Below are 19968 nucleotides of genomic sequence, written 5' to 3'. Positions count from 1 at the left end.
CATGCTGTTCGGCATCGAATGGAACACCGCCAATAACTGGACCTTCGCCTGGTCCATCCTGCCCATCCTGCTGCGCGGCCTGATCGTCACCATCCAGGCCACCCTGCTGGGCTTCGTCGTCGGCGCCGCGCTCGGCCTGGTCCTTGCCGCCCTCAAGAGCGCCCGCCTCAAGCTCATCGCCTGGCCCGCCACCGTCTTCACCGAATTCCTGCGCGATACCCCGCTGCTCGTGCAACTGTTCTTCCTGTACTACGTCCTGCCCGAATACGGCCTGGTCCTGCCCGCCTTCCTCACCGGCGCGCTGGCCCTGGGCGTGCAGTACAGCGCCTACATGTCCGAGGTCTACCGCGCAGGCCTGGAATCCATCTCCCACGGCCAGACCGAGGCCGCACGCGCCCTGGACATCTCGCCCCTGCGCACCTTCGCCGTCATCATCATGCCCCAGGCCATCCCGCGCATCATCCCCGCCCTGGGCAACTACCTGGTCTCCATCATGAAGGACGTCCCCGTCCTGTCCGTGGTCTCGGTCCTGGAAATGCTCAACGTCGCACGCATCATCGGCGATCGCACCTTCAACTACATGGTGCCGCTGACCCTGGTCGGCGCGCTCTACCTGATCCTGACCCTGCTCGCCTCGACCGGCGTGCGCGTCCTCGACGAAAAGCTGCCCAAGCGCGGCATCCCCTTGCGTTGAACTCCGCCGCGGCAAAACGCGCCGCCGCCCTTCCGAACATGAACGAACCCACAGCGATCCGAACATGAACGACACTGATACGATCCATCCCCCCGCCACCGACCCGGCCTCGCCCATCATCACGATGGACCAGGTGGTCAAGCGCTTCGGCGAGGCCACCGTGCTCGATCACCTGGACTTCCAGGTCGCCAAGGGCGAAAAAGTCACCATCATCGGCCCTTCGGGATCGGGCAAGTCCACGGTGCTGCGCATCCTCATGACCCTGGAGACCATCAACGAAGGCATGATCTACGTCGGCGGACAGCCCCTGTGGCACGAGATCCAGAACGGCCAGCCCGTGCCCGCCGGAGAGGCGCACCTGCGCGCCATGCGCAAGCAGATGGGCATGGTGTTCCAACAGTTCAATCTGTTCCCCCACATGACGGTGCTGCGCAACATCACCGAATCGCCCATCCACGTCCTGGGGCTGAGCAAGGACAAGGCCACCCGCCGCGCCCGGAAATACCTCGAACTGGTCGGCATGACCGAACACGCGGAGAAATTCCCCAGCCAGCTGTCCGGCGGACAGCAGCAGCGCGTGGCCATCGCCCGGGCCCTGGCCATGCACCCCAGCATCATGCTGTTCGACGAGCCGACCTCGGCCCTGGACCCGGAACTGGTCGGCGAGGTCCTCACCGTCATCAAGCGACTGTCCGAGGAGCACGACCTGACCATGCTGCTGGTCACCCACGAAATGGAGTTCGCCCGACAGTTCTCCGACCGGGTCTGCTTCTTCGACAAGGGGGTCATCGTCGAGCAAGGCCCGCCGGAGGAAATCTTCACCGAACCCAAGGTCGAACGCACCCGGGAATTCCTGAAAAACGTCGTCCCGGCGCAGCCCTGAGGAACCTCTGAACAAGTCGAGCGGATTCAGAGGTTCCTTAAGACTCAGGCGGGCTGGGCCAGCGGCTCCAGCACGGCGTCGGCCTGGCGCGAAGCAATGTATTCCGGCCGGGGCGACATGCCGTGGAACGGCGCCACCAGGCGGTTTTCCACGCTGTTGTAGACCATGAAGACGTTGCTGCGCGGCCAGGGCGACAGATTGCCGCCCGAACTATGCAGCGTGTTGCAATCGAAGAACACCACCGACCCGGCGGGCGCCGTGACGGCATGCAGCCCGCCCTGTTCGGCCAGCAGGCGCAGGCTGACCGGGTCCGGCACCCCGATTTCCTGGCGTCGCAGCGAGGTCTTGTAGTTTTCCTCGGGCGTCTCGCCCACGCAGGCCACGAACTGGCGGTGCGACCCCGAGATCAGCGTCAGCGGCCCATTGAAGGCGGTATTGTCCGTCAACAGCACCGAGCAGCTCAGGGCGCGCATGGCCGGCATGCCGTCCTCCACGTGCCAGGTCTCGAAATCCGAATGCCAGTAGAACTCTTTGCCGTCGAGCGCGGGCTTCATATTGATCCGCGACTGGTGGATGTAGGCCTCGGAGCCCAGGATCTGGCGCGCCACGTCCAGCAGCCGGGGATCGCGCGGCAGATCGGCCAGCCGACGGCCCAGTTCGTGCACCCGGAAAATTGAACGCAGCGCCGTGCCGCCCGGCTCGCGGATGACTTCCTCGCCCTCGCGCACCGCCGGATCGTGTTCCAGCGCCTGCGCCTCCCGGCGCAAGGCCTCGACCTCGTCGGCGTCGAAGACACCGGTCAGGACCAGGAAGCCGTCACGCTCATAGGCCTGCAATTGCGCCGCGTCCAGTGCGTCGGCATAGCGGCCCTCGTCATACACCACGGGATCGCTGCGCGCAATCAATGCCGCGTCGCGCCCCGTTCTGGAGACATAAAAATCTTTCATTTCAAAACCTTCCCTACTTTCATGCAGTGCGGTCAGGCATGGCCCGTCTCACACAGTTCCAGCGGGTAGACGCCCGAGGCGTCGTGCACCTCGCGCCCGGTGAGCGGCGGATTGAAGACGCAAATCACCCGCAAGGGTTCACGTCCGCCGCGCAGCCAGTGCTCGTCATGCTGATCCAGGGCGTAGACCACCCCCGGCACGAGCGCGAACCGGCGGCCGTCGACGATGGTTTCGATCTCGCCGTCCCCCTCGATGCACCACACGGCTTCCAGGTGGTTCTGATAATGGATGTGCGTTTCCGTCCCCGGCAGGATCACCGTTTCATGAAAGGAAAACCCCATCCCGTCCTTGGACAGCAGCACGCGGCGACTGGTCCAGTTTTCCGTGACGATTTCCTGATCGGTGCCGATCACGTCTTTGACATTGCGTACGATCATCAGTTGCCCCCCGCGACTTTGAGCACCTGCGGCCGGCGGCCCAGACTGGCCAGGACCTCATTGGTGCAGCGTTCGATGATTTCGAGCCCCCGGGTCAGTTGTTCGCGCGGAATCGTCAGCGCGGGCAGGATCTTCAGGACTTCATCGCGCGCGCCGGAGGTTTCCACCACCAGGCCTTCCTGGAAGGCGCGCCGGGCGATCTGGTTGGCTAGGTCATCGCCCACCGGCGTGACCAGCCCCTGGATCAGGCCGCGGCCGCGCACGGTCAGGCCGGCATGGCGGCAGCTATGCGCCAGGTTTTCCAGCCAGTCGCGCACCAGCGCTTCCTTGGCCTCCACCTCTTTGGACAGCACGTCGTCCGCCCAATAGGACTCGAGCGCCTGCGCGGCCGTGACGAAGGCCAGGTTGTTGCCCCGGAACGTGCCGCTGTGCGCGCCCGGTTCCCAGACGTCCAGCTCGCGCCGGAACAGCACCAGGGACATGGGCAGCCCCGAGCCGGACAGGGACTTGGACAAGGTCACGATATCGGGCGAAATGCCTGCGGCCTCAAAACTGAAGAAATCCCGCGTCCGCCCGCAGCCCACCTGGATGTCGTCCACGATCAGCAGCATGTCGTGGCGGCGGCACAGACGCTCCAGTTCGCGCAGCCAGCGCAGCGAAGCGACATTCACGCCACCCTCGCCCTGCACCGTCTCGACGATCACGGCGGCAGGATGATCCAGCCCGCTGCTGGGGTCGTCCAGCATGCGTTCCAGCCAGGCCATGGTATCGACATCCGGACCGAAATAGCCGTCGAAGGGCATGAAGCTGGTGTTGCCCAGCGCCACCCCGGCGGCCTTGCGGAATTTCTGGTTGGAGGTCACAGCCAGCGAACCGCCCGAGACCCCGTGAAACCCGTGGGTAAAGGAAATGACGTTCTGGCGGCCCTTGACCTGGCGCGCCAGTTTCAGGGCGGCCTCGACCGCATTGGTGCCGGTCGGCCCCGTGAACTGCACCTTGTAGTCCAGCCCGCGCGGCTTGAGCACCAGGCGATCCAGCGTCTGCAGGAAATGCTTCTTCGCGCTGGTCGCCATGTCCAGGCCGTGCACCACGCCGTCCGACGCCAGGTACTCGACCATGCGTTCCTGCAGGATCGGATTGTTGTGGCCGTAATTCAGGGTGCCCGCGCCACTGAAGAAATCGATATACGACCGCCCCGCCTCATCGAACAGTTCCGATCCGCGCGCCTTGGCGAAGATCACTGGAAATGACCGGACGTAGCCCCTGACCTCGGACTCCATCTGTTCGAAAATTTTCAAATCCATTGCCATGGTTTCCTCCTTGTTGACGTTCGAGTGGACGACAGCAACTTGACTCACTGCCGACAAGGAAAACGGGCCGATACGCAGCAGCGGTTCCGCTTCGTGCGCCTGAGCTCCAAACAGAGCCGGCTCGAACAGCACCGATTCTTTCAAGGGGGCCCGTACATCGTCCGCCAGCCGCGTGAACAGCCCTCGGGACGCATGATTCCGGGGGCCGACGGTGGTTTCCACCCAGCGCACCCCCTGTAATTCCGGCCGCGCCAGCAACAGGCGCAGCATCCGCCGGCCGACGCCCTGGCCGCGTGTGCGCGGATGGACGGCGACCTGCCAGACGAACAAGACATCTGCTCGGTCGGGCGGGCGGTAGGCGGTCACCATGCCCGCCAGCCCCTGCTCATCCTCGGCCACGATGCAGGTCCGGGAAAAATGCTCCGTCAACAGCAGGTAGAGGTAGACGGAGTTCACATCCAGCGGCGGACATTCGGACACCAAGGCATGCAGCGCCTGGCCATCCGACCGGGACGGCGTTCGAAAACGAAACCGCACGCGCTCCAGTGTGTCGGCCCCGTCCATCAAACCACGAGCCCGGACTCGGGCGCCACCCCCGTGACCGAGACGTCCAGCATCGGGGAAGGCGTATCGGTCGTCGACGGCAATTCGGGATCGGCCTCGATCAGATCGACGACACGTTCCAGCGACAGGGTGATGGTGGCCTGCTCGAGTTCCGGCAGCGCCTTGAGCGAATCCGCCAGCTTCTGCTGCAGCGGCGACGGCGTATCGCGGACCAGCTTGCGGCCGGCTTCGGTCGCGCTGACGAACACGATGCGGCGGTCGGCCCGCCCGCGTTCGCGGACGATCAGGCCTTTGTCCTCCAGCCGGTCGAGGATGCCGACCACCGTGCTGGCGCTGACGTGGACCTCGCGGCTGATGACAGTGGCGGTCATCGGTCCCTTTTCGATGATCGTGCGCAGGCAGACGAGCTGCGGGCCCGTGATGTGGCTGCAGACGGACAACTGGCGCGAGTGCAGCGCGACGGCGCGCGTGATCTTGCGCAATGCCCGCAAGATGCGCAGATCGTAGGCCTGCTGTTTGTCCGTGACGGTATTCATGATGAATCGATGTCCTCAAAAATTGATTTCTGTTGAAATAATAAGCCCATCAACAATTTCAGTCAACAACAGAATCCTGCGGCGCGGCACACCGGACAGGCATCGCAAAATTCTGCAAACCCTGGAAATTACAGATAAAAACCGCTGATCGCGGCGCTCGAAGCGAACAAACGCGCACGCCCGCGCCTTTACAATTTTTTTGCTGCCGGGCCGCCCCAAGGCAAAAACGGCCCCCGGCGATCGACACGCGCCCGGCAGACTCATCACGGATGCTTTTCAAGGAGCCCTCCCATGACGAAAACGACCGAAGAACTGCTGGACATCGACCGTCGCTATTTCATGCATCCCTCGACGCACGCCCACGACCACGAGACGGGCGCGCTGCCGGGGCGCATCATCACCGGCGCCCAGGGCATCCGCATCCGGGATCACCGCAACGAAACCTTCATCGACGGCTTCGCCGGCCTGTACTGCGTCAACATCGGCTACGGCCGCACCGAAGTGGCCGAAGCCCTGTATGAGCAGGCTAAGCGCCTCGCCTACTACCACACCTACGTCGGCCACACGACCGACGCCATCGCCGAACTGTCCGCGCGCATCATCGACTGGGCGCCGGCAGGCATGAAAAAGGTCTATTACGGCCTGTCGGGATCCGACGCCAACGAAACCCAGGTCAAGATCGTCTGGTACTACAACAACATCCTGGGCCGCCCGCACAAAAAGAAACTCATCTCCCGCCGGGGCGGCTACCACGGCTCCAGCATCGCCGCAGGCAGCCTGACGGGCCTGCCCTCGTTCCACGCGCACTTCGATCTGCCGCTGGACCGCATGAAGCACACGACCCGGCCCCACTGGTACCGCGAAGCGCCCGACGGCATGGACGAGGCGGCCTTCTCGGCCTACTGCGCCGAACAGCTCGAGGCGCTCATCCTGGCCGAAGGCCCGGACACGGTGGCCGCCTTCATCGGCGAGCCGGTGCTGGGCACCGGGGGCATCGTCCCGCCGCCGGCCGGCTACTGGGACGCCATCCAGGCCGTGCTCGCCCAATACGACATCCTGCTCATCGCCGACGAGGTCGTCTGCGGCTTCGGCCGGCTGGGCACCCAGATGGGCTCGCAGAAATACGGCATCCAGCCCGACCTGATCACGATCGCCAAGGGCCTGACCAGCGCCTATGCGCCCCTGTCCGGCGTCATCGTCGGCGAGCGGGTCTGGAACGTGATCGCCGAGGGTTCCCGCAAGGAAGGCGCCATGGGCCACGGCTGGACCTATTCGGGCCATCCTCTGTGCGCGGCGGCCGCGATCGCCAACCTGAATATCCTCGAAGCCGAACGCATCCCGGCCAATGCGGCGGCCGTCGGCGCGTATCTCAACCAGCGCCTGCACGCCGAATTCGACCGCCACCCCATGGTCGGCGAAGTGCGCGGTGCGGGCATGCTGGCCGCCCTGGAGTTCATGGCCGACGGCCAGGCGCGCACGCCCTTCGATCCGGCGCTCAAGGTGGGCGCGAAGGTGGCCGCCGCATGCATGTCGCGCCACCTGATCGCGCGCGCCATGCCGGGATACGACGTGCTGGGTTTCGCACCGCCGCTGGTGACCACCCGCGAGGATGTCGATGAAATCGTGCGCATCACCCGGGAGGCCGTCGACGCGGTCGCCGACGAGGTCCTATAAGATTCACCCGATAAGATTCACCCGATCCCTTTCACCCTCCGAAGCCCGGCCATGACGACAAGCCCCCCCTTTCTGCTCGCCAGCGACAACGCCTCGGGCGTCCATCCGGCCGTCCTGCGCCGGCTGCAAGCAGTCAATGCGGCCCACGCGCCCGGCTACGGCTCGGACGAGCACACCCGGCAGGCCGAGCAGGCGTTCCAGGCGCATTTCGGCGACGACGCCTCGATTTTCATGGTCGCCACGGGCACGGCCTGCAACGTGCTGGCCCTGCAGGCCGTGACGCAGTCGATCGACGCCGTCTTCTGCTCGGACATCGCCCACCTGTTCGTGGACGAATGCTCGGCGCCCGAACACGCCATCGGCTGCAAGCTCATCGGGCTGCCCGCCCTCGAGGGCAAGGTCACGCCGGACGCCCTGGAGCGGGCCCTGGCTTTTCAACAGGACCCCTATCACCGCAACCGGGCCAAGGTCCTGTCGCTGTCGCAAGGCACCGAATACGGCACGCTGTACTCGCTGGACGAACTGCGCGCGCTCACGCGGCTGGCCCACGACCGGGGGCTGAAGGTCCACCTGGACGGCGCGCGCCTGGCCAACGCGGCGGCGGCCCTGGGCGCGCCCTTGCGGGCGCTGACGCGCGACGCCGGGATCGACGTCGTGTCGTTCGGCGGCACCAAGAACGGCCTGATGATGGCCGAGGCAGTCATCGTCTTCGATGCCGAACTGGCCGGCCGGATGCCCGCCCTCCGCAAGCAGGGCATGCAATTGGCCTCGAAGCACCGCTTCCTGGCGGCCCAGTATCTGGCTTATTTCGAGGATGATCTCTGGCTGCACAACGCGCGCCACGCCAATCGGATGGCCGCGCGCCTGGCCGCGCGCCTGGCCGCCATCCCCGGCATGGAACTGAGCGCGCCCACGCAGATCAACATGGTCTTCGCCCGCGTGCCGCCGGACTGGGTGGCGCCGCTGCAGCGCCTGTCGCGCTGCAATCTGTGGCTGCCGGACACCTCGGAACTGCGCTTCGTGACCTCGTTCGACACCACCGAAGCCAGCATCGACGCCTTCGCCGACGCGGCCGGCGCGCTGGCGGCGTGATCAGCGGGCGGCCGTCATCTCCGACACCTCGGCCGGCAGAGCGGCCTTTGTCTTGATCATCTTGGTCACGATATAGGTGAAATACCGGTCGATGCCGATGTTTTCTTCGAGCAGCGCGTCGATGAAGCGCTGATAGTGGTCGATGTCGCGCGCCCGCACGTGCATGAAATAATCCACCCCGCCGCCCGTGGCGTAGCACTGCGTGATTTCCGGCAGCTCGGTGACGCGGCGCTCGAAGCGCTGCATGTCGTAGGCGGTGTGGCGGTCCAGGCTGATCTGCACGATCACCTGGCACCCCGGAAAGGCCTTGTTCCAGTCGATGACGGCCCGATAGGCGGAAATCAGGCCGACGCTTTCCAGGCGCCTGACGCGTTCCCAGGTGGGCGACACCGACAGGCAGACGATCCGGGCCAGTTCAGACTTCGTGATGCGCCCGTGATCAGCCAGGGTTTTCAAGATCAACAAGTCATAGCGATCCAGTTTAATCATCCATTCACTTTACCGGATTGAGGCGCGGGCCGATACCCTGGGGGACCTCGCAGGCGACCACGGCGATCGTGTCGCCGCTCTTGACCAGTCCGGGAAAATGACGGGCGGCCAGGACCCCGTCCAGTCCGGCCCGATAGGCCTGGACCGCCCCGCCGGTGCGCGTCCCATCATAGACGCGTGCGATGACGTCCCCCTGCTTGACGGCCTGCCCCAGATCGCGCGTCATTTCCAGCAGACCATCGGCCTCGCAGGTCGTATAGCAGGCTGCGCCGGGCATCTCCAGCAGGACGGACGGCGGCAAGGGCCCGGGCCGGCCGCCGCACACGCCCGCATGCATCAGAAAGCGCTGTACGCCCCGGTCGGCGATCGCCACGCTGGCCGCCGTCGAACTGCCGCCGCCGCCCAATTCGGTGGACACGAACACCTTGCCCAGGGATTCGGCCGCCGTGTCCAGCATGCCCACGCTGTCGAGCTCCAGGATCTTCATGGCATACGGCGCCCCAAATGCCAGCATGGCGGCCTCGCACGCCGCCTGCTGGCGCGGGTCGTCGAGCAGATGGATCGCGGCGAAGGGCAGGAAATCCAGCGTCTTGCCGCCCGAATGGATGTCCAGGACGAAATCGGCCATGGGCAGCAAATAGCGTTCGACGTAATCGGCGATCTTTTCCGTGACCGTCCCCGCCGGGTTGCCCGGAAACAGACGGTTCAGATTGCCGGCGTCGATCGGCGAAGTGCGCCGCCCCGCCGTGAAGGCCGGATAGTTCAGGAACGGGATGATGATCACGCACCCCGTCACCTGTTCGGCCTGCAGGGATCCGGCCAGCTTGGACAGCGCCACCGGACCTTCGTACTCATCCCCGTGATTGCCGCCCGTCAGCAGCACCGTCGGGCCGTGGCCGCGCCGGACCACCGTCAGCGGAATCCGGATCGCCCCCCAGGCCGATGCGTCGCTCGAATGCGGCAGGCTGAGAAAGCCATGCTGGACGCCCTCCCGGGTGAAATCCACGGTCGGAGTGATGAGCGAATCGCGCATGATCAGCCAGGCAGGACGCTAGTCTTTGACGAACAGCTTGCGCGGCGTCCGGCACAAAGGCTCCGCCCCGTCGGAGGTGATCAGGATCGCCTCGGTGATTTCCAGCCCCCAATCCTTTTCCCACAGCGCGGGCATGAAATGAAAGGTCATGCCGGGCATCAGCACCGACCGGTCGCCTGCGCGGAAACTCATGGTGCGCTCGCCCCAGTCGGGGGGATAGCTGGCCCCGATCGAATAGCCGCAGCGGCTGGCTTTATTGAATCCGCCGCGATTCAGGACGTTGAGAAAGGCGTGCGCCACGTCTTCGCAGGTATTGCCCGGGCGCGCCTTGTCGAGCGCGGCGGCGATGCCGTCGACGACGACCCGTTCGGCCCGCAGCAGGTCTTCCGGGGGGCGCCCCAGATACACCGTGCGCGATTGCGGACAGTGGTAGCGCTTGTAGCAGCCCGCGATCTCGAAGAACGTCACCGAGTCCGACGGGATCGGATCGTCCGTCCAGGTCAGGTGGGGCGCCGTCGCGTCCTTGCCCGTGGGCACCATGGGCACGATGGCGGGATAGTCGCCGCCGAAGCCGTCGGCCCCTTCGAGACCGGCCATGTAGATCTGGGCGGCCAGGTAGTTCTTGCGCATGCCGGGCTGGATGATGTCGAAGATGTGTGCGTGCATGCGCTCGACGATGCGGGCGGCGACCCGCATGTATTCGATTTCGCGCGGCGATTTGATGGCCCGCTGCCAATTCACCAGGCCCGTGGCGTCCACCCAGGCCGTCTGGGGCAGGTTGCGCTGCAGCGCCGCGTAGGCGGCCGCGCTGAAATAGTAGTTGTCCATTTCCACGCCGATCCGGCCCTGCCAGGCCGGACGCGCCGCGATGAGTTCGGCGCACAGATAATCCATCGGATGCAGATCGACGGCCTGCACGTAGATATCGGGGTAGCCGACGATATGATCGTCGGACATGTAGACGGTGCGACGGGCGCCGTTGCCGTCCATTTCACGTCCGAACCAGATCGGATCCTGATCCAGGCTGACCAGCAGGCATTGATGGGTATAGAACGACCATCCGTCATAACCGGTCAGCCAGTTCATATTGCTGGGATCGGTCACGATCAGCAGGTCGATGCCCCGAGCATCCATGGCCTGGCGGGTGCGCTGCAGCCGCTGCGCGTATTCCTCGCGGTCGAACGGCAGACGGACGGAGTCTGCCTTGACGTCGTCCAACACCAACGCGTGTGCCTGCATGCCTGTCTCCATCACGGTCGCCACGCAGCCGTTTGCGCGAAGCCCCTGAGCCGGCACGGGAACCGTTCAGCGGCCGAAGCCTGCGCGGCAGCAGCAATGGACAATGCGGTTTTCCGCCAGCCTGTGCGCACATCCTAGCACCTTTTTTCGCTTTTTTATCAAGGGCTTGAAAGTCGAAAAAAACACAAAGCCGGCCCGGGTGTTTTCAGAAAAAACACACAGTCCGCCCCTGCGTGCCGGCCGGCTCTCATTGGCTGAAAAACATCAGATGAGCCCTCGGATTCCGACAGCGGCGCCTCAAAAAATTGACCGAAATCATCAAAATTTCAATATTCAACAAACGGGCATTCATAAAAAGATACATTTCACCTATCGCAGCATTCCGATCACACACTGGAACCGCATCATGCCTGACCACCGGCCTGAAGCCGGCAAAACGCCCCTCTCGCTGTCAAAAACCGGCGGCGCGCTCCCCCCGGCGGAACCCAGGCGGCACTGGGTCGAGACGCTCGGGCTGCATACGCTATGGCGCAAGTCCATCCTCGGGTTCGTCCTGGCCGGCCTGCTGGCCGTCGGCAATCTGCTCGTCGTCCAATCCCTGCTGCAGGACATCCTGCTTCACAGCGTGATCGAACAGGCCGGCTTCACGCAGCGCCACGCCCTGCACGTGGTCTACGGCCTGTTCACGATCGACATCCTGCTGCTGGTGATGGCCGGAGTGATCGTCCTGCGCGGCGTCCTGCGTCCCACTCAAGCCCTGGGACGTCTGGGCGCCGCGCTGGCCGACGGCAATTACGCCATCCGCGCGCACGGCTTTGCCAACGACGAACTGGGCGCGCTGGCGCTCGCGCTGAACCAATCCGCCATCCGCACCGAACAACTGCTCCGGGAACTCGAGGCCGACCGGGACTCACTGAAACGGACCCAGGTGACCCTGCAGCGCGCGGCCCTCGTCTACCACCACACCAGCGAAGCCATGGTCGTGACCGATGCCGATGGCTATGTTCAGGACACCAACCCCGCCTTTACCCGCATCACCGGCTACGAGGAATCCGAGGTCGTCGGCAATCGCATGAATGTCGTCAGCTCCGGAGCGCACCCCGTCACGTTCTATCAGGCCATGTGGCACAGCCTGCAAACCACCGGCCAATGGAAAGGCGACATCGTCAATCGCCGGAAATCCGGCGAGCAGTTCATCGAATACCTGACGATCAATACCACCTTCAACGACGACGGCAGCGTCAACGGCCGCATCGGCCAGTTCTTCGACGTCACTGAAAAAAGGCAAAAAGAAGCGCTGATCTGGCGCAAGGCGCATTTCGACTACCTGACCCAACTGCCCAATCGCCAGCGTTTCTTCGAAGCGCTGCAGAACGGCATCAAGCGCGCACAGCAGTCTGACCAGACCTTCGCCCTGATTTTCCTGGACCTGGACCTGTTCAAAGAAGTCAACGACACCTTCGGCCACGAAATCGGCGACGAAGTCCTGCGCCAGGTCGCCCGGCGCCTGAACAACTGCCTGCGCGAATCCGACAAGGTCGCGCGCCTGGGCGGTGACGAGTTCACCGCCCTGATCCAGGACATCAGGCGGCAGGAAGACATCGACCTGATCTGCGACAAGATCATCCGGTCGCTGTCGCAGCCCTACACGCTTGCTGCCGGCAGGGTGCATATTTCATGCAGCATCGGCGTGGCCCTCTACCCCGACGACGCGACGGATGCCGACACCCTGCTGCATTATGCCGACCTGGCCATGTACCAGGCCAAGCACAGCGGCCGCAATCAATACCGCCGGTTCACGGCTCCCCTGCGGGACAGCGCACAGAAACGGCTCGATCTGCTCAAGGATCTGCAGTCGGCCCTGGAAACCGGGCAATTCGCCCTGCAATACCAGCCGATCGTGGACATGCAGTCGGGGCGCGTGCACAAGACCGAGGCCCTGGTGCGCTGGCATCACCCGGAACGCGGCCTGATCAGCCCGGGGGAATTCATCCCCCTGGCAGAAGACACCGGCCTGATCGTCGCCCTCGGCGACCACGTCTTCCACCAGGCGGCGCGGCAACTCGCCGCCTGGCGCGACACCCTGGGCACCACGATCGACATCAGCGTGAACGTGTCTCCCGTCCAGTTCAAGTCCGACGGGCTGCGCCCCCAGGCCTGGATGGACACGCTGCGCGAACTGGGATTGCCGGGCAGCGCCATCACGCTGGAAATCACCGAGCGGCTGCTCATGGAAATCGACGACCAGACCAGGATCCGGCGGCAGGCCTTCCAGGAGGCCGGCCTCAAGATGGCGCTGGATGATTTCGGGACCGGATATTCCTCCGTGTCGTACCTCAAGAGCTTCGACATCGATTACATCAAGATCGACCAGAGCTTCATCCGGCACCTGGCCCCGGACTCCGAAGACCTGGCCTTGTGCCAGGCCATCATCACCATGGCCCACCACCTGGGCATGCAAGTGATCGCCGAAGGCATCGAATCGCAAGCGCAACACGAACTGCTGCGCGCAGTCGGCTGCGACTATGGCCAGGGGTACTGGTATTCCCGCCCCGTCGACCCGGACCGCTGCGCCGAACTGCTGAAAACGATGCAGTCAGGCGGCACGCTCCTGCCCACCGCCGACAAGCCGGATCAATGCCCGGAGTTCGGATCGACCGGCTCGTCGCTGTGGAAGATCGTGTGATCCGCCTTGCCCTTGACCGTCAGGAAGCCGGCCAGGCCTTTTTCCATCCGCGACAGGGCGTGGTCCACCAGCAGGTAGCGGCCCGGATACTCGGTCTTGAATTCCACCATCGTGGCCCCGCCCGGGGGCACCAGCGTGGTCTGCACGTCGGTCAGGGGCTTGCTGGTCAATGAGGCCTGGTCGTACACGCGGTCAAAGATCTCGCCGATGACGTGGAAGCTGGAGGTCAGGTTCGGACCGCCGACGCCAAAGAAGATCCGCACCGTATCCCCGACCTGGGATTCCATGTTGTAGACCTTGGTCAGCGCATCCATCGAGCCATTGAACATCATGTGCTCGGGGTTTTCCGCCAGCAGTTTTTCCAGCGAGAATTCCTGCAGGCCGCTGCCGCCGTGCGCCTGGGCGGTGTAGAGCTCGCCCTGCATGACGTAGAACTCGCGATCCACCTTGGGCAGGCCGCCTTCGGGCTCGACCAGGATCATGCCGTACATGCCGTTGGTGATGTGCTGGGCCACCATCGGCGTGGCGCAGTGGTAGACGAACAGACCGGGCTGCAGCGCCTTGAACGAGAAAGACTTGGTCTGGCCCGGCGGCACCTGGGTGACGGCAGCGCCGCCGCCCGGCCCGGTGACCGCATGGAAGTCCACGGAGTGGATGTGCGTGCTGTCCTTGGCATTGGTCACGTTGACCGTGACCGAGTCGCCGACCCGCACCCGGATGAACGGCCCCGGCACCTTGTTGTTGAAGGTCCAGAAGCGGTAGGTGCTGTTGTCGCCCAGGCGGCCTTCGACCTCTGTGGTCAGCAGGTCCACCGTGACCTTCTGCGGCGCGCGCTTGCCCACCGGCGTGCCGACGATGGCGGGATCGTGCGCGATCTGCGGCGCCTCGACCTTGGCCTCCTGGGACGGCTCGCCGACGATGATCTTGCCGACCATCCCCGCCGCCTTGTGGCCCGGCAAGGTGCACAGGTATTCGAAGGTGCCGTTCTTGGCTGCGCGGAACACGATGGCCGTGGCCGCGTTCTTGCCCGAGATCTGGTCCGAATGAGCGTTGAAGTCCGGCACCGCGATATCGTGGGTGGCGCCGTCATCATTGATCAGATTGAGCTGCACCACCGCCCCTTCGGGCACCTTGAGGTCCGGGTTGACCTGATCGGCGATCGCACCGCGCTCGCCGATGAACACCAGCTTGCCGCCGGAGATCGACGTGCGCAGCGTGAAGGTCACGTCCGGCTTGTAAGTCACCGATTGGCTGCCGCCATGAGCGGCATGATCGGCGGCCCAGGTCGGGCCGGCCAGGCCAAGGCTGGCCGCGCACATTACAATCCCACTCAACAGTCGTCCGAAGAACCTCATGATTTCCCCTGCTTTTTTGACGGCAAAATATTTTTCAGTTAAATAATGTAGGTTGATAATTTTGATGTCAACTCACTATACGGCACACGCTTTCGCCTCATGAAAAAGTCCCCGCCAAAAAACGACAAACCTCAAGTTACAGCGTCAAATCCCGGGAAAGAATAGTCTAGACGCCAAATGTCCTGATAAAAAACTTATAATCCCCTACGAGCTCGGGGGCCTTTCCCTGCAATGCTTTTTTTCGACAGGTTCTCATTTTGCTGGCTGACCCTCCTTCCTCCGGGACGATCCGCAGGACCAACGCCCCCAGGCGCATTCCGGTGGCGCCCGAGTCAACGCGATGTTCCACCTGCATGCTCAACGCCATCTGCCTGCCGCTGGGCATGACGCGCCAAGATGTGGTCAAGATGGACGAGCTGGTCAAAGAACGCATCCGCTTGCCCAAGGGCGGCACACTGTATCGTCAGGGCGATGCCGCGGAAGCCGTCTACGGTCTGCGTTCCGGATCGCTCAAGACCCAGATCGAGGACGCCAACGGCCAGGTCCAGATCACCGGTTTTCTGCTGCCGGGTGAAGTCCTGGGCCTGGACGGGCTGATGAGCGAGCAGCAGGTGTCCCATGCCATCGCCCTGGAAGACACCGAGGTCTGCATTATCCGGCTGGACGAAATGGACCAGTTGGCGCCCCAGATTCCTTCATTGCAGCGCCAGTTGCGCCGCCTGATGAGCAAGGAAATCGGCCGCTCCCACCAGTTGCTGCTGGCGCTGGGCAGCCTGCGCTCCGAACAGCGCCTGGCGGCCTTTCTGCTGAACCTGTCCCAGCGTCTTCAGGTGCTGGGCTATTCGCCCTACGAATTCATCCTGCGCATGAGCCGCGAAGAAATCGGCAATTTCCTGGGCCTGACCCTGGAAACCGTCAGCCGGCTGTTCTCGCGCTTCGCCCGCGAGGGACTGATCCGGGTCCAGCAGCGCGAAGTCCAGCTCCTGGACATGACCGGCCTGCAGGCCCTGTCAGGCACGGACTGCAACTAAGCCCTTTTTACCGCCGGGCCGCCCCAAGGCAAAACGCGCGCCCTCGGGGATAAGCCCGGACATGGAGCAGTCCCTGCGGACGGCTCCATGCCTGGCGAATCGGAGCGCCTTGCAAGGCGCGAGGTGGAGGGATGCCTCGACCTGTTCTTATTCCACCGGGTCGCCGAATTCGTCCAGTTCGACCCCGCGCGGGGCGATGCGCAGCGTCAGCGCGCTGGACAGGGCGGCCATGACCCAGAAAATGAAGAAGCCTACGGTATACACCGTCATACGGCCGGCCTGCAGGTGCCCCAGGAACATGACATCCAGGGGATCGACCAGTGCGAACACGACCGCGCTCGCGGCCCCTGCCATCAGGAAGGACGGCCACAGGATCCACATCAGATTGCGTGCGTGCAAAGCCTGTCTCCTGTAACGTAAACAGTGAAATTCAACGCGGCGCCGTCGAAGCCGCGGGTGCAGCCACGACCAGACCCTGCCGGGCCCCGCCGTCGATGATAGCCTGATCCCCGTAAGACTGGAATGCCAGCACGATGGTGATCACGCAGCCGACCACCGCCACGGCGGGGCCCAGGATCAGCAGCCAGGGCCAGCGGTGCCGCCACCAGGGGCGGCCTTCAGACAACATGGAGGTGTCCCGAGTCTTCGATGTCATGTGGTTTTCCTCTTAGTTCGGTACGTAGAAGCTGGATTGCTCGATCACCGAGGCCGCTTCGCCGGAATCCCGCGCGCCGGTCGTCACGAACTGGATATCGTACAGCCCCGGTTTGAGTCCGTCAGCCGGCGCCCGCAACACCACCGGCACCAGCCGGTTGGCCGAGCCGTCCACATGGACCCGGGTGTCGCCATGGTCGGCGGTCTGCAGAATCAGGCCGGGCACGCCCGTGGCGTTCAGATCCAGTTCGATCGCGCTTTCAGCCGAATTGATGATCTGCAGCCGGTAGACGTTCTCGATCAGGCCGCCGGCCACCTCGCGCCCCAAGGCGCCCCGATCGCGGATCACGTCCACCCGCAAGGTGGTGCGCGTGGCCAGCGAGAACACGAATGCAATCGCGATGGCCCCCAGCAGGGCCGTATAGGCCAGCACGCGAGGACGCAGCATGCGGCGGCGCACCTGCGGCTGAGTCAGCCGTTGGGTGATGGCATTGCCCGAGGTGTAGCGGATCAGGCCACGCTCGTAGCCCATCTTGTCCATCACCGTGTCGCAGGCATCCACGCAGGCGCCGCAACCGATGCACATGTATTGCAAGCCGTCGCGAATGTCGATGCCGGTCGGGCAGACCTGCACGCACAGGCTGCAGTCCACGCAGTCGCCCATGCCGGCTTCCTTGTGGTCGATCTTGCGCGAGCGCCCGCCGCGCGGTTCGCCGCGCACGTGGTCATAGGTCACGACGAAGGTGTCGTCATCCACCATCACGCTCTGGAAGCGTGCGTAGGGGCACATGTATTTGCAGACGGCTTCGCGCATGAACCCGGCGTTGCCCCAGGTGGCAAAGGCATAGAACAGCATCCAGAACCACTGCCAGGGTCCCAGATTGAAGGCCATCAGGTGCGCGCCCAGTTCGCGGATCGGCGCAAAATAGCCGATGAAGGTGTAGCCCGTCCACAAGGCCAGGACCACCCACAGGAAATGTTTGGTGGCCTTGAGGCGCAATTTGCGGGCCGTCCAGGGCTGCTCGTCCAGGCGGATGCGGGCCAGGCGGTCGCCCTCGACCCTGGTCTCGATCCACATGAACAGTTCGGTATACACCGTTTGCGGACAGGCGTAGCCGCAGAACAGGCGCCCCGCCATGGCCGTGAACAGGAACAGGGCAAAGGCCGACAGCACCAGCAGCACCGCCAGGTAGATCACGTCCTGGGGCCACAGCACCATGCCGAACAGATAGAACTTACGCGCGCCCAGGTCGAACAGCACGGCCTGACGGCCGTTCCATTCGATCCAGGGCAGGCCGTAGAAGATCAGCTGGGTGAGGAACACCATCAGCACGCGGATGCGCGCGAAAGACCCCTGGACCGAGCGGGGGTAGATCTTCGAGCGGACCTCGGCCAGCGCCTTTTCGACCTGGGGCGAGGTGCCTCCCCCTGAACCCTTGCATATCCTGCGCACGGGCTGCCAGGCCGGTGCGTCGCTCGACGGCTGCGCTGCGGCCTGCTGGGGGGGTTCCTTCTGCATGGTGTCCTCTGTGTGTCGATGACTGGTCTGTGTGACAGGCCCTTATGGATGGGAGTCGTCGGTCGGCCGGCCCCAGCAGGCGCCGGCCGGCTGGCAGGCTAACGGTTGGACTGGCCCCAGACCCAGGCCGTCAGCAGACGGATCTGCTCGGGCGTCAGGTTCTGCTTCTGGGCCGGCATCTGATTGTCGCGGCCATTCAGGATGGTCTCGACAATCGTCGCCTCGGAGCTGCCGTACAGCCAGACCTCATCGGTCAGGTTGGGGGCGCCCAGGGCCTGATTGCCCTTGCCGTCGACGCCGTGACACGCCACGCAATAGGTGTCGAAGCCACGCTTGCCGGCGTTGACGCGCAGCGGATCGTGGGCCAGCCCGGACAACGAGCGGACGTACTGGGCGATGGCGGAAGCCTCGTCGGGCTTGATCGCAGCGCTCCAGGGCGGCATCACGCCGTGGCGGCCTTCGGTGATGGTCTGCTGGATCTGCTCCGGCGCGCCGCCGTACAGCCAGTCGCCGTCGGTCAGATTGGGAAAGCCGCGGCTGCCCTTGGCGTCCGAGCCGTGGCACTGGGCGCAGTTGTTCAGGAACAGGCGCTGACCGATGTCCCGGGCCTGATCGTCACGCGCGATGTCCGGAATCGGCATTTCACGGAAACGCTCGTACACGGGCTGGATGCGCGCATTGAGGGCTTCCTGTTCCTGCTGCACCTGCTGGCCGGCCGTGAAGCCCAGCGTGCCCTTCCAACTGCCCAGTCCCGGATACAGCACCAGATAGCCCAGTGCGAAGATGCACAGCAGCAGGTACATGACCGTCCACCAGCGCGGCACCGGATTGTTCAGTTCGGTCAGGTCGCCGTCCCAGACATGGCCGGTGTTCTCGACCTGCTGGACATCGCGCTTGAGCCAGGCGCGCTGCGAAAACAGCAGCCACACACACCAGGCGATCCCGCCCAGCGCGATGACCGCAATGTAGTAACTCCAGAAACTGCTGACGAAATCACTCATTTGATTCCCCGGTATTCTTGTCGTTCTGATATTCCTCGGGCAAGGCGAAAGGCAGCAGCGCCGCCTGCCGATTGGCCTCGGCGCGATGCGTCGACCAGGCCCACCACACGATGCCGGCGAACGTCGCCATCCCCAGCAGCGTCATGATCCCGTTGATGAGGCCGAGCATGTCAGTGCTCCCCGGTCATGACTTGCTGCGCAGCGGCACGACCGCCCACGCCCAGGCCCTGCAGATAGGCCACGATCGCGTCTTCCTCGGTCTTGCCCTTGAGCTGATCGGGGGCCGCGGCGATTTCCTCGTCCGTGTAGGGCACGCCCAGGGTGCGCAGCACCTTCATGCGTTCCTGAACGTCGGCGCCCTCGACCGTGTTCTTCTGCAGCCAGGGATAGGCCGGCATATTGGATTCCTTGACCACGTCGCGCGGATTGCGCAGGTGGATGCGGTGCCATTCGTCGGAATAACGCGCGCCGACGCGGGCCAGGTCCGGCCCCGTGCGCTTGGAACCCCACAGGAAGGGGTGGTCGTAGACCGATTCCGCAGCGATCGAGTACGGGCCATAACGCTGGACCTCGGACTGCAGCGTGCGGATCTGCTGGGAGTGGCAGCCCACGCAGCCTTCGCGGATGTAGACGTCGCGGCCCATCAGGCGCAGCGCCTCGTAGGGCTTGACGCCCTCGACCGCCGTGGTGGTGGAATGCTGGAAGAACAGCGGGATGATCTGCACCAGGCCGGAGAACGACACCACCAGAATGCTGAAGATGATCAGCAGACCGACGTTGCGCTCCAGCATTTCATGGGAGAAGCGTTTTTTGGTACCAGACAT

Annotated in this window: 21 protein-coding genes and 1 pseudogene; 6 read left to right on the top strand and 16 right to left on the bottom strand. The window is 64.3% G+C overall.

Translation table 11 applies throughout. The features are described 5' to 3' along the window. Nucleotide 1 precedes the first annotated feature (1 nt). Together ehuD and ehuA are read left to right on the top strand one after the other, a co-directional pair. Nucleotides 2-694, top strand: a complete 693-nt coding sequence (gene ehuD / locus ACFO0J_RS14140; protein WP_376813737.1) for an ectoine/hydroxyectoine ABC transporter permease subunit EhuD — start codon at nucleotides 2-4, stop codon at nucleotides 692-694. A gap of 64 nt (nucleotides 695-758) precedes the next feature. Beyond that, on the top strand, nucleotides 759-1577 hold the full coding sequence (gene ehuA / locus ACFO0J_RS14135) for an ectoine/hydroxyectoine ABC transporter ATP-binding protein EhuA (protein ID WP_376813736.1): 819 nt from the start codon (nucleotides 759-761) through the stop codon (nucleotides 1575-1577). A 44-nt stretch (nucleotides 1578-1621) separates the two neighbouring features. On the opposite strand, the gene thpD is transcribed toward ehuA, so the two are convergent. The 6 genes and pseudogenes from thpD to ACFO0J_RS14105 all read right to left on the bottom strand — a co-directional run bounded on the left by thpD (nucleotide 1622) and on the right by ACFO0J_RS14105 (nucleotide 5635). Further along, on the bottom strand, nucleotides 1622-2524 hold the full coding sequence (gene thpD, locus ACFO0J_RS14130; RefSeq protein ID WP_376813735.1) for an ectoine hydroxylase: 903 nt from the start codon (nucleotides 2522-2524) through the stop codon (nucleotides 1622-1624). A gap of 32 nt (nucleotides 2525-2556) precedes the next feature. Beyond that, nucleotides 2557-2961 (bottom strand): ectoine synthase, encoded by a 405-nt coding sequence (locus ACFO0J_RS14125; protein WP_376813734.1) that lies wholly within the window; start codon nucleotides 2959-2961, stop codon nucleotides 2557-2559. After that, on the bottom strand, nucleotides 2961-4265 hold the full coding sequence (gene ectB, locus ACFO0J_RS14120) for a diaminobutyrate--2-oxoglutarate transaminase (protein WP_376814159.1): 1305 nt from the start codon (nucleotides 4263-4265) through the stop codon (nucleotides 2961-2963). The genes ACFO0J_RS14125 and ectB overlap by 1 nt, the downstream gene beginning before the upstream one ends. A gap of 75 nt (nucleotides 4266-4340) precedes the next feature. Beyond that, nucleotides 4341-4835, bottom strand: a pseudogene (gene ectA, locus ACFO0J_RS14115) (diaminobutyrate acetyltransferase); the annotation flags it as partial. Next, entirely contained in the window at nucleotides 4835-5371 is a 537-nt protein-coding gene (locus ACFO0J_RS14110) for a MarR family winged helix-turn-helix transcriptional regulator (RefSeq protein ID WP_376813733.1), read from the bottom strand. The pseudogene ectA and the gene ACFO0J_RS14110, both read right to left, overlap by 1 nt. Nucleotides 5372-5386: 15 nt before the next feature. Next, complete coding sequence (locus ACFO0J_RS14105) at nucleotides 5387-5635, bottom strand: hypothetical protein (RefSeq protein ID WP_376813732.1); 249 nt, start codon at nucleotides 5633-5635, stop codon at nucleotides 5387-5389. A gap of 27 nt (nucleotides 5636-5662) precedes the next feature. On the opposite strand from ACFO0J_RS14105, the gene ACFO0J_RS14100 reads away from it, so the two are divergent. After that, nucleotides 5663-7045: an aminotransferase gene (locus ACFO0J_RS14100; protein ID WP_376813731.1), complete on the top strand. Its 1383-nt coding sequence runs from the start codon at nucleotides 5663-5665 to the stop codon at nucleotides 7043-7045. A gap of 51 nt (nucleotides 7046-7096) precedes the next feature. Then, entirely contained in the window at nucleotides 7097-8137 is a 1041-nt protein-coding gene (locus ACFO0J_RS14095) for a threonine aldolase family protein (RefSeq protein WP_376813730.1), read from the top strand. On the opposite strand, the gene ACFO0J_RS14090 is transcribed toward ACFO0J_RS14095, so the two are convergent. Genes ACFO0J_RS14090 through doeA form a run of 3 tightly spaced genes read right to left on the bottom strand, consistent with a single transcriptional unit; the run spans nucleotide 8138 to nucleotide 10898 of the window. Next, nucleotides 8138-8626 (bottom strand): Lrp/AsnC family transcriptional regulator, encoded by a 489-nt coding sequence (locus tag ACFO0J_RS14090; protein ID WP_376813729.1) that lies wholly within the window; start codon nucleotides 8624-8626, stop codon nucleotides 8138-8140. 4 nt (nucleotides 8627-8630) lie between these two features. After that, the gene (doeB, locus tag ACFO0J_RS14085; protein ID WP_376813728.1) at nucleotides 8631-9659 is read right to left on the bottom strand and encodes a N(2)-acetyl-L-2,4-diaminobutanoate deacetylase DoeB; all 1029 of its coding nucleotides are present in this window, start codon (nucleotides 9657-9659) and stop codon (nucleotides 8631-8633) included. Between the two features lie 18 nt (nucleotides 9660-9677). Beyond that, complete coding sequence (doeA, locus tag ACFO0J_RS14080) at nucleotides 9678-10898, bottom strand: ectoine hydrolase DoeA (RefSeq protein ID WP_376813727.1); 1221 nt, start codon at nucleotides 10896-10898, stop codon at nucleotides 9678-9680. 406 nt (nucleotides 10899-11304) lie between these two features. Here doeA and ACFO0J_RS14075 point away from each other — a divergent pair, with 406 nt between their 5' ends. After that, nucleotides 11305-13584 carry a putative bifunctional diguanylate cyclase/phosphodiesterase gene (locus tag ACFO0J_RS14075; protein WP_376813726.1) on the top strand — a complete coding sequence of 760 codons (2280 nt, stop codon included), beginning with the start codon at nucleotides 11305-11307 and terminating at the stop codon, nucleotides 13582-13584. On the opposite strand, the gene nirK is transcribed toward ACFO0J_RS14075, so the two are convergent. Then, nucleotides 13533-14918 (bottom strand): copper-containing nitrite reductase, encoded by a 1386-nt coding sequence (gene nirK / locus ACFO0J_RS14070; RefSeq protein ID WP_376813725.1) that lies wholly within the window; start codon nucleotides 14916-14918, stop codon nucleotides 13533-13535. The genes ACFO0J_RS14075 and nirK overlap by 52 nt on opposite strands. A 374-nt stretch (nucleotides 14919-15292) precedes the next feature. Between nirK and ACFO0J_RS14065 the strand changes: the two genes are divergently transcribed. Next, a complete protein-coding gene (locus ACFO0J_RS14065; protein WP_376813724.1) occupies nucleotides 15293-15970 on the top strand; it encodes a helix-turn-helix domain-containing protein in 678 nt (225 codons plus the stop codon). Nucleotides 15971-16117: 147 nt separating this feature from the next. On the opposite strand, the gene ACFO0J_RS14060 is transcribed toward ACFO0J_RS14065, so the two are convergent. The 6 genes from ACFO0J_RS14060 to ccoO all read right to left on the bottom strand — a co-directional run bounded on the left by ACFO0J_RS14060 (nucleotide 16118) and on the right by ccoO (nucleotide 19968). Then, nucleotides 16118-16351, bottom strand: coding sequence for a hypothetical protein (locus tag ACFO0J_RS14060; RefSeq protein WP_376814158.1), 234 nt, complete (start codon nucleotides 16349-16351; stop codon nucleotides 16118-16120). A 49-nt stretch (nucleotides 16352-16400) separates the two neighbouring features. Further along, entirely contained in the window at nucleotides 16401-16625 is a 225-nt protein-coding gene (locus ACFO0J_RS14055) for a hypothetical protein (protein ID WP_376813723.1), read from the bottom strand. Nucleotides 16626-16637: 12 nt separating this feature from the next. After that, entirely contained in the window at nucleotides 16638-18143 is a 1506-nt protein-coding gene (gene ccoG / locus ACFO0J_RS14050; protein ID WP_376813722.1) for a cytochrome c oxidase accessory protein CcoG, read from the bottom strand. A 98-nt stretch (nucleotides 18144-18241) separates the two neighbouring features. Continuing rightward, nucleotides 18242-19144, bottom strand: a complete 903-nt coding sequence (gene ccoP / locus ACFO0J_RS14045; RefSeq protein ID WP_376813721.1) for a cytochrome-c oxidase, cbb3-type subunit III — start codon at nucleotides 19142-19144, stop codon at nucleotides 18242-18244. Next, the gene (locus tag ACFO0J_RS14040) at nucleotides 19137-19313 is read right to left on the bottom strand and encodes a cbb3-type cytochrome oxidase subunit 3 (protein WP_376813720.1); all 177 of its coding nucleotides are present in this window, start codon (nucleotides 19311-19313) and stop codon (nucleotides 19137-19139) included. Before ACFO0J_RS14040 ends, ccoP begins: the two co-directional genes overlap by 8 nt. 1 nt (nucleotide 19314) lies before the next feature. Continuing rightward, nucleotides 19315-19968 carry a cytochrome-c oxidase, cbb3-type subunit II gene (gene ccoO / locus ACFO0J_RS14035; protein WP_376813719.1) on the bottom strand — a complete coding sequence of 218 codons (654 nt, stop codon included), beginning with the start codon at nucleotides 19966-19968 and terminating at the stop codon, nucleotides 19315-19317.

Source organism: Castellaniella hirudinis (genome assembly GCF_042651965.1).
GTDB lineage: Bacteria > Pseudomonadota > Gammaproteobacteria > Burkholderiales > Burkholderiaceae_B > Castellaniella > Castellaniella hirudinis.
The sequence above is the reverse complement of the archived record's forward strand: the minus strand, read 5'-3'. Positions and strand labels throughout refer to the sequence as shown.

Bases quoted from the DNA above. Each gene is read 5' to 3' on its own strand.
- ehuD (WP_376813737.1), top strand. From the start codon at position 2: ATGCTGTTCGGCATCGAATGGAACACCGCCAATAACTGGACCTTCGCC.
- ehuA (WP_376813736.1), top strand. From the start codon at position 759: ATGAACGACACTGATACGATCCATCCCCCCGCCACCGACCCGGCCTCG.
- thpD (WP_376813735.1), bottom strand. From the start codon at position 2,524: ATGAAAGATTTTTATGTCTCCAGAACGGGGCGCGACGCGGCATTGATT.
- ACFO0J_RS14125 (WP_376813734.1), bottom strand. From the start codon at position 2,961: ATGATCGTACGCAATGTCAAAGACGTGATCGGCACCGATCAGGAAATC.
- ectB (WP_376814159.1), bottom strand. From the start codon at position 4,265: ATGGATTTGAAAATTTTCGAACAGATGGAGTCCGAGGTCAGGGGCTAC.
- ACFO0J_RS14110 (WP_376813733.1), bottom strand. From the start codon at position 5,371: ATGAATACCGTCACGGACAAACAGCAGGCCTACGATCTGCGCATCTTG.
- ACFO0J_RS14105 (WP_376813732.1), bottom strand. From the start codon at position 5,635: ATGAGTCTGCCGGGCGCGTGTCGATCGCCGGGGGCCGTTTTTGCCTTG.
- ACFO0J_RS14100 (WP_376813731.1), top strand. From the start codon at position 5,663: ATGACGAAAACGACCGAAGAACTGCTGGACATCGACCGTCGCTATTTC.
- ACFO0J_RS14095 (WP_376813730.1), top strand. From the start codon at position 7,097: ATGACGACAAGCCCCCCCTTTCTGCTCGCCAGCGACAACGCCTCGGGC.
- ACFO0J_RS14090 (WP_376813729.1), bottom strand. From the start codon at position 8,626: ATGATTAAACTGGATCGCTATGACTTGTTGATCTTGAAAACCCTGGCT.
- doeB (WP_376813728.1), bottom strand. From the start codon at position 9,659: ATGCGCGATTCGCTCATCACTCCGACCGTGGATTTCACCCGGGAGGGC.
- doeA (WP_376813727.1), bottom strand. From the start codon at position 10,898: ATGCAGGCACACGCGTTGGTGTTGGACGACGTCAAGGCAGACTCCGTC.
- ACFO0J_RS14075 (WP_376813726.1), top strand. From the start codon at position 11,305: ATGCCTGACCACCGGCCTGAAGCCGGCAAAACGCCCCTCTCGCTGTCA.
- ACFO0J_RS14065 (WP_376813724.1), top strand. From the start codon at position 15,293: ATGCTCAACGCCATCTGCCTGCCGCTGGGCATGACGCGCCAAGATGTG.
- ACFO0J_RS14060 (WP_376814158.1), bottom strand. From the start codon at position 16,351: ATGTGGATCCTGTGGCCGTCCTTCCTGATGGCAGGGGCCGCGAGCGCG.
- ACFO0J_RS14055 (WP_376813723.1), bottom strand. From the start codon at position 16,625: ATGACATCGAAGACTCGGGACACCTCCATGTTGTCTGAAGGCCGCCCC.
- ccoG (WP_376813722.1), bottom strand. From the start codon at position 18,143: ATGCAGAAGGAACCCCCCCAGCAGGCCGCAGCGCAGCCGTCGAGCGAC.
- ccoP (WP_376813721.1), bottom strand. From the start codon at position 19,144: ATGAGTGATTTCGTCAGCAGTTTCTGGAGTTACTACATTGCGGTCATC.
- ACFO0J_RS14040 (WP_376813720.1), bottom strand. From the start codon at position 19,313: ATGCTCGGCCTCATCAACGGGATCATGACGCTGCTGGGGATGGCGACG.
- ccoO (WP_376813719.1), bottom strand. From the start codon at position 19,968: ATGTCTGGTACCAAAAAACGCTTCTCCCATGAAATGCTGGAGCGCAAC.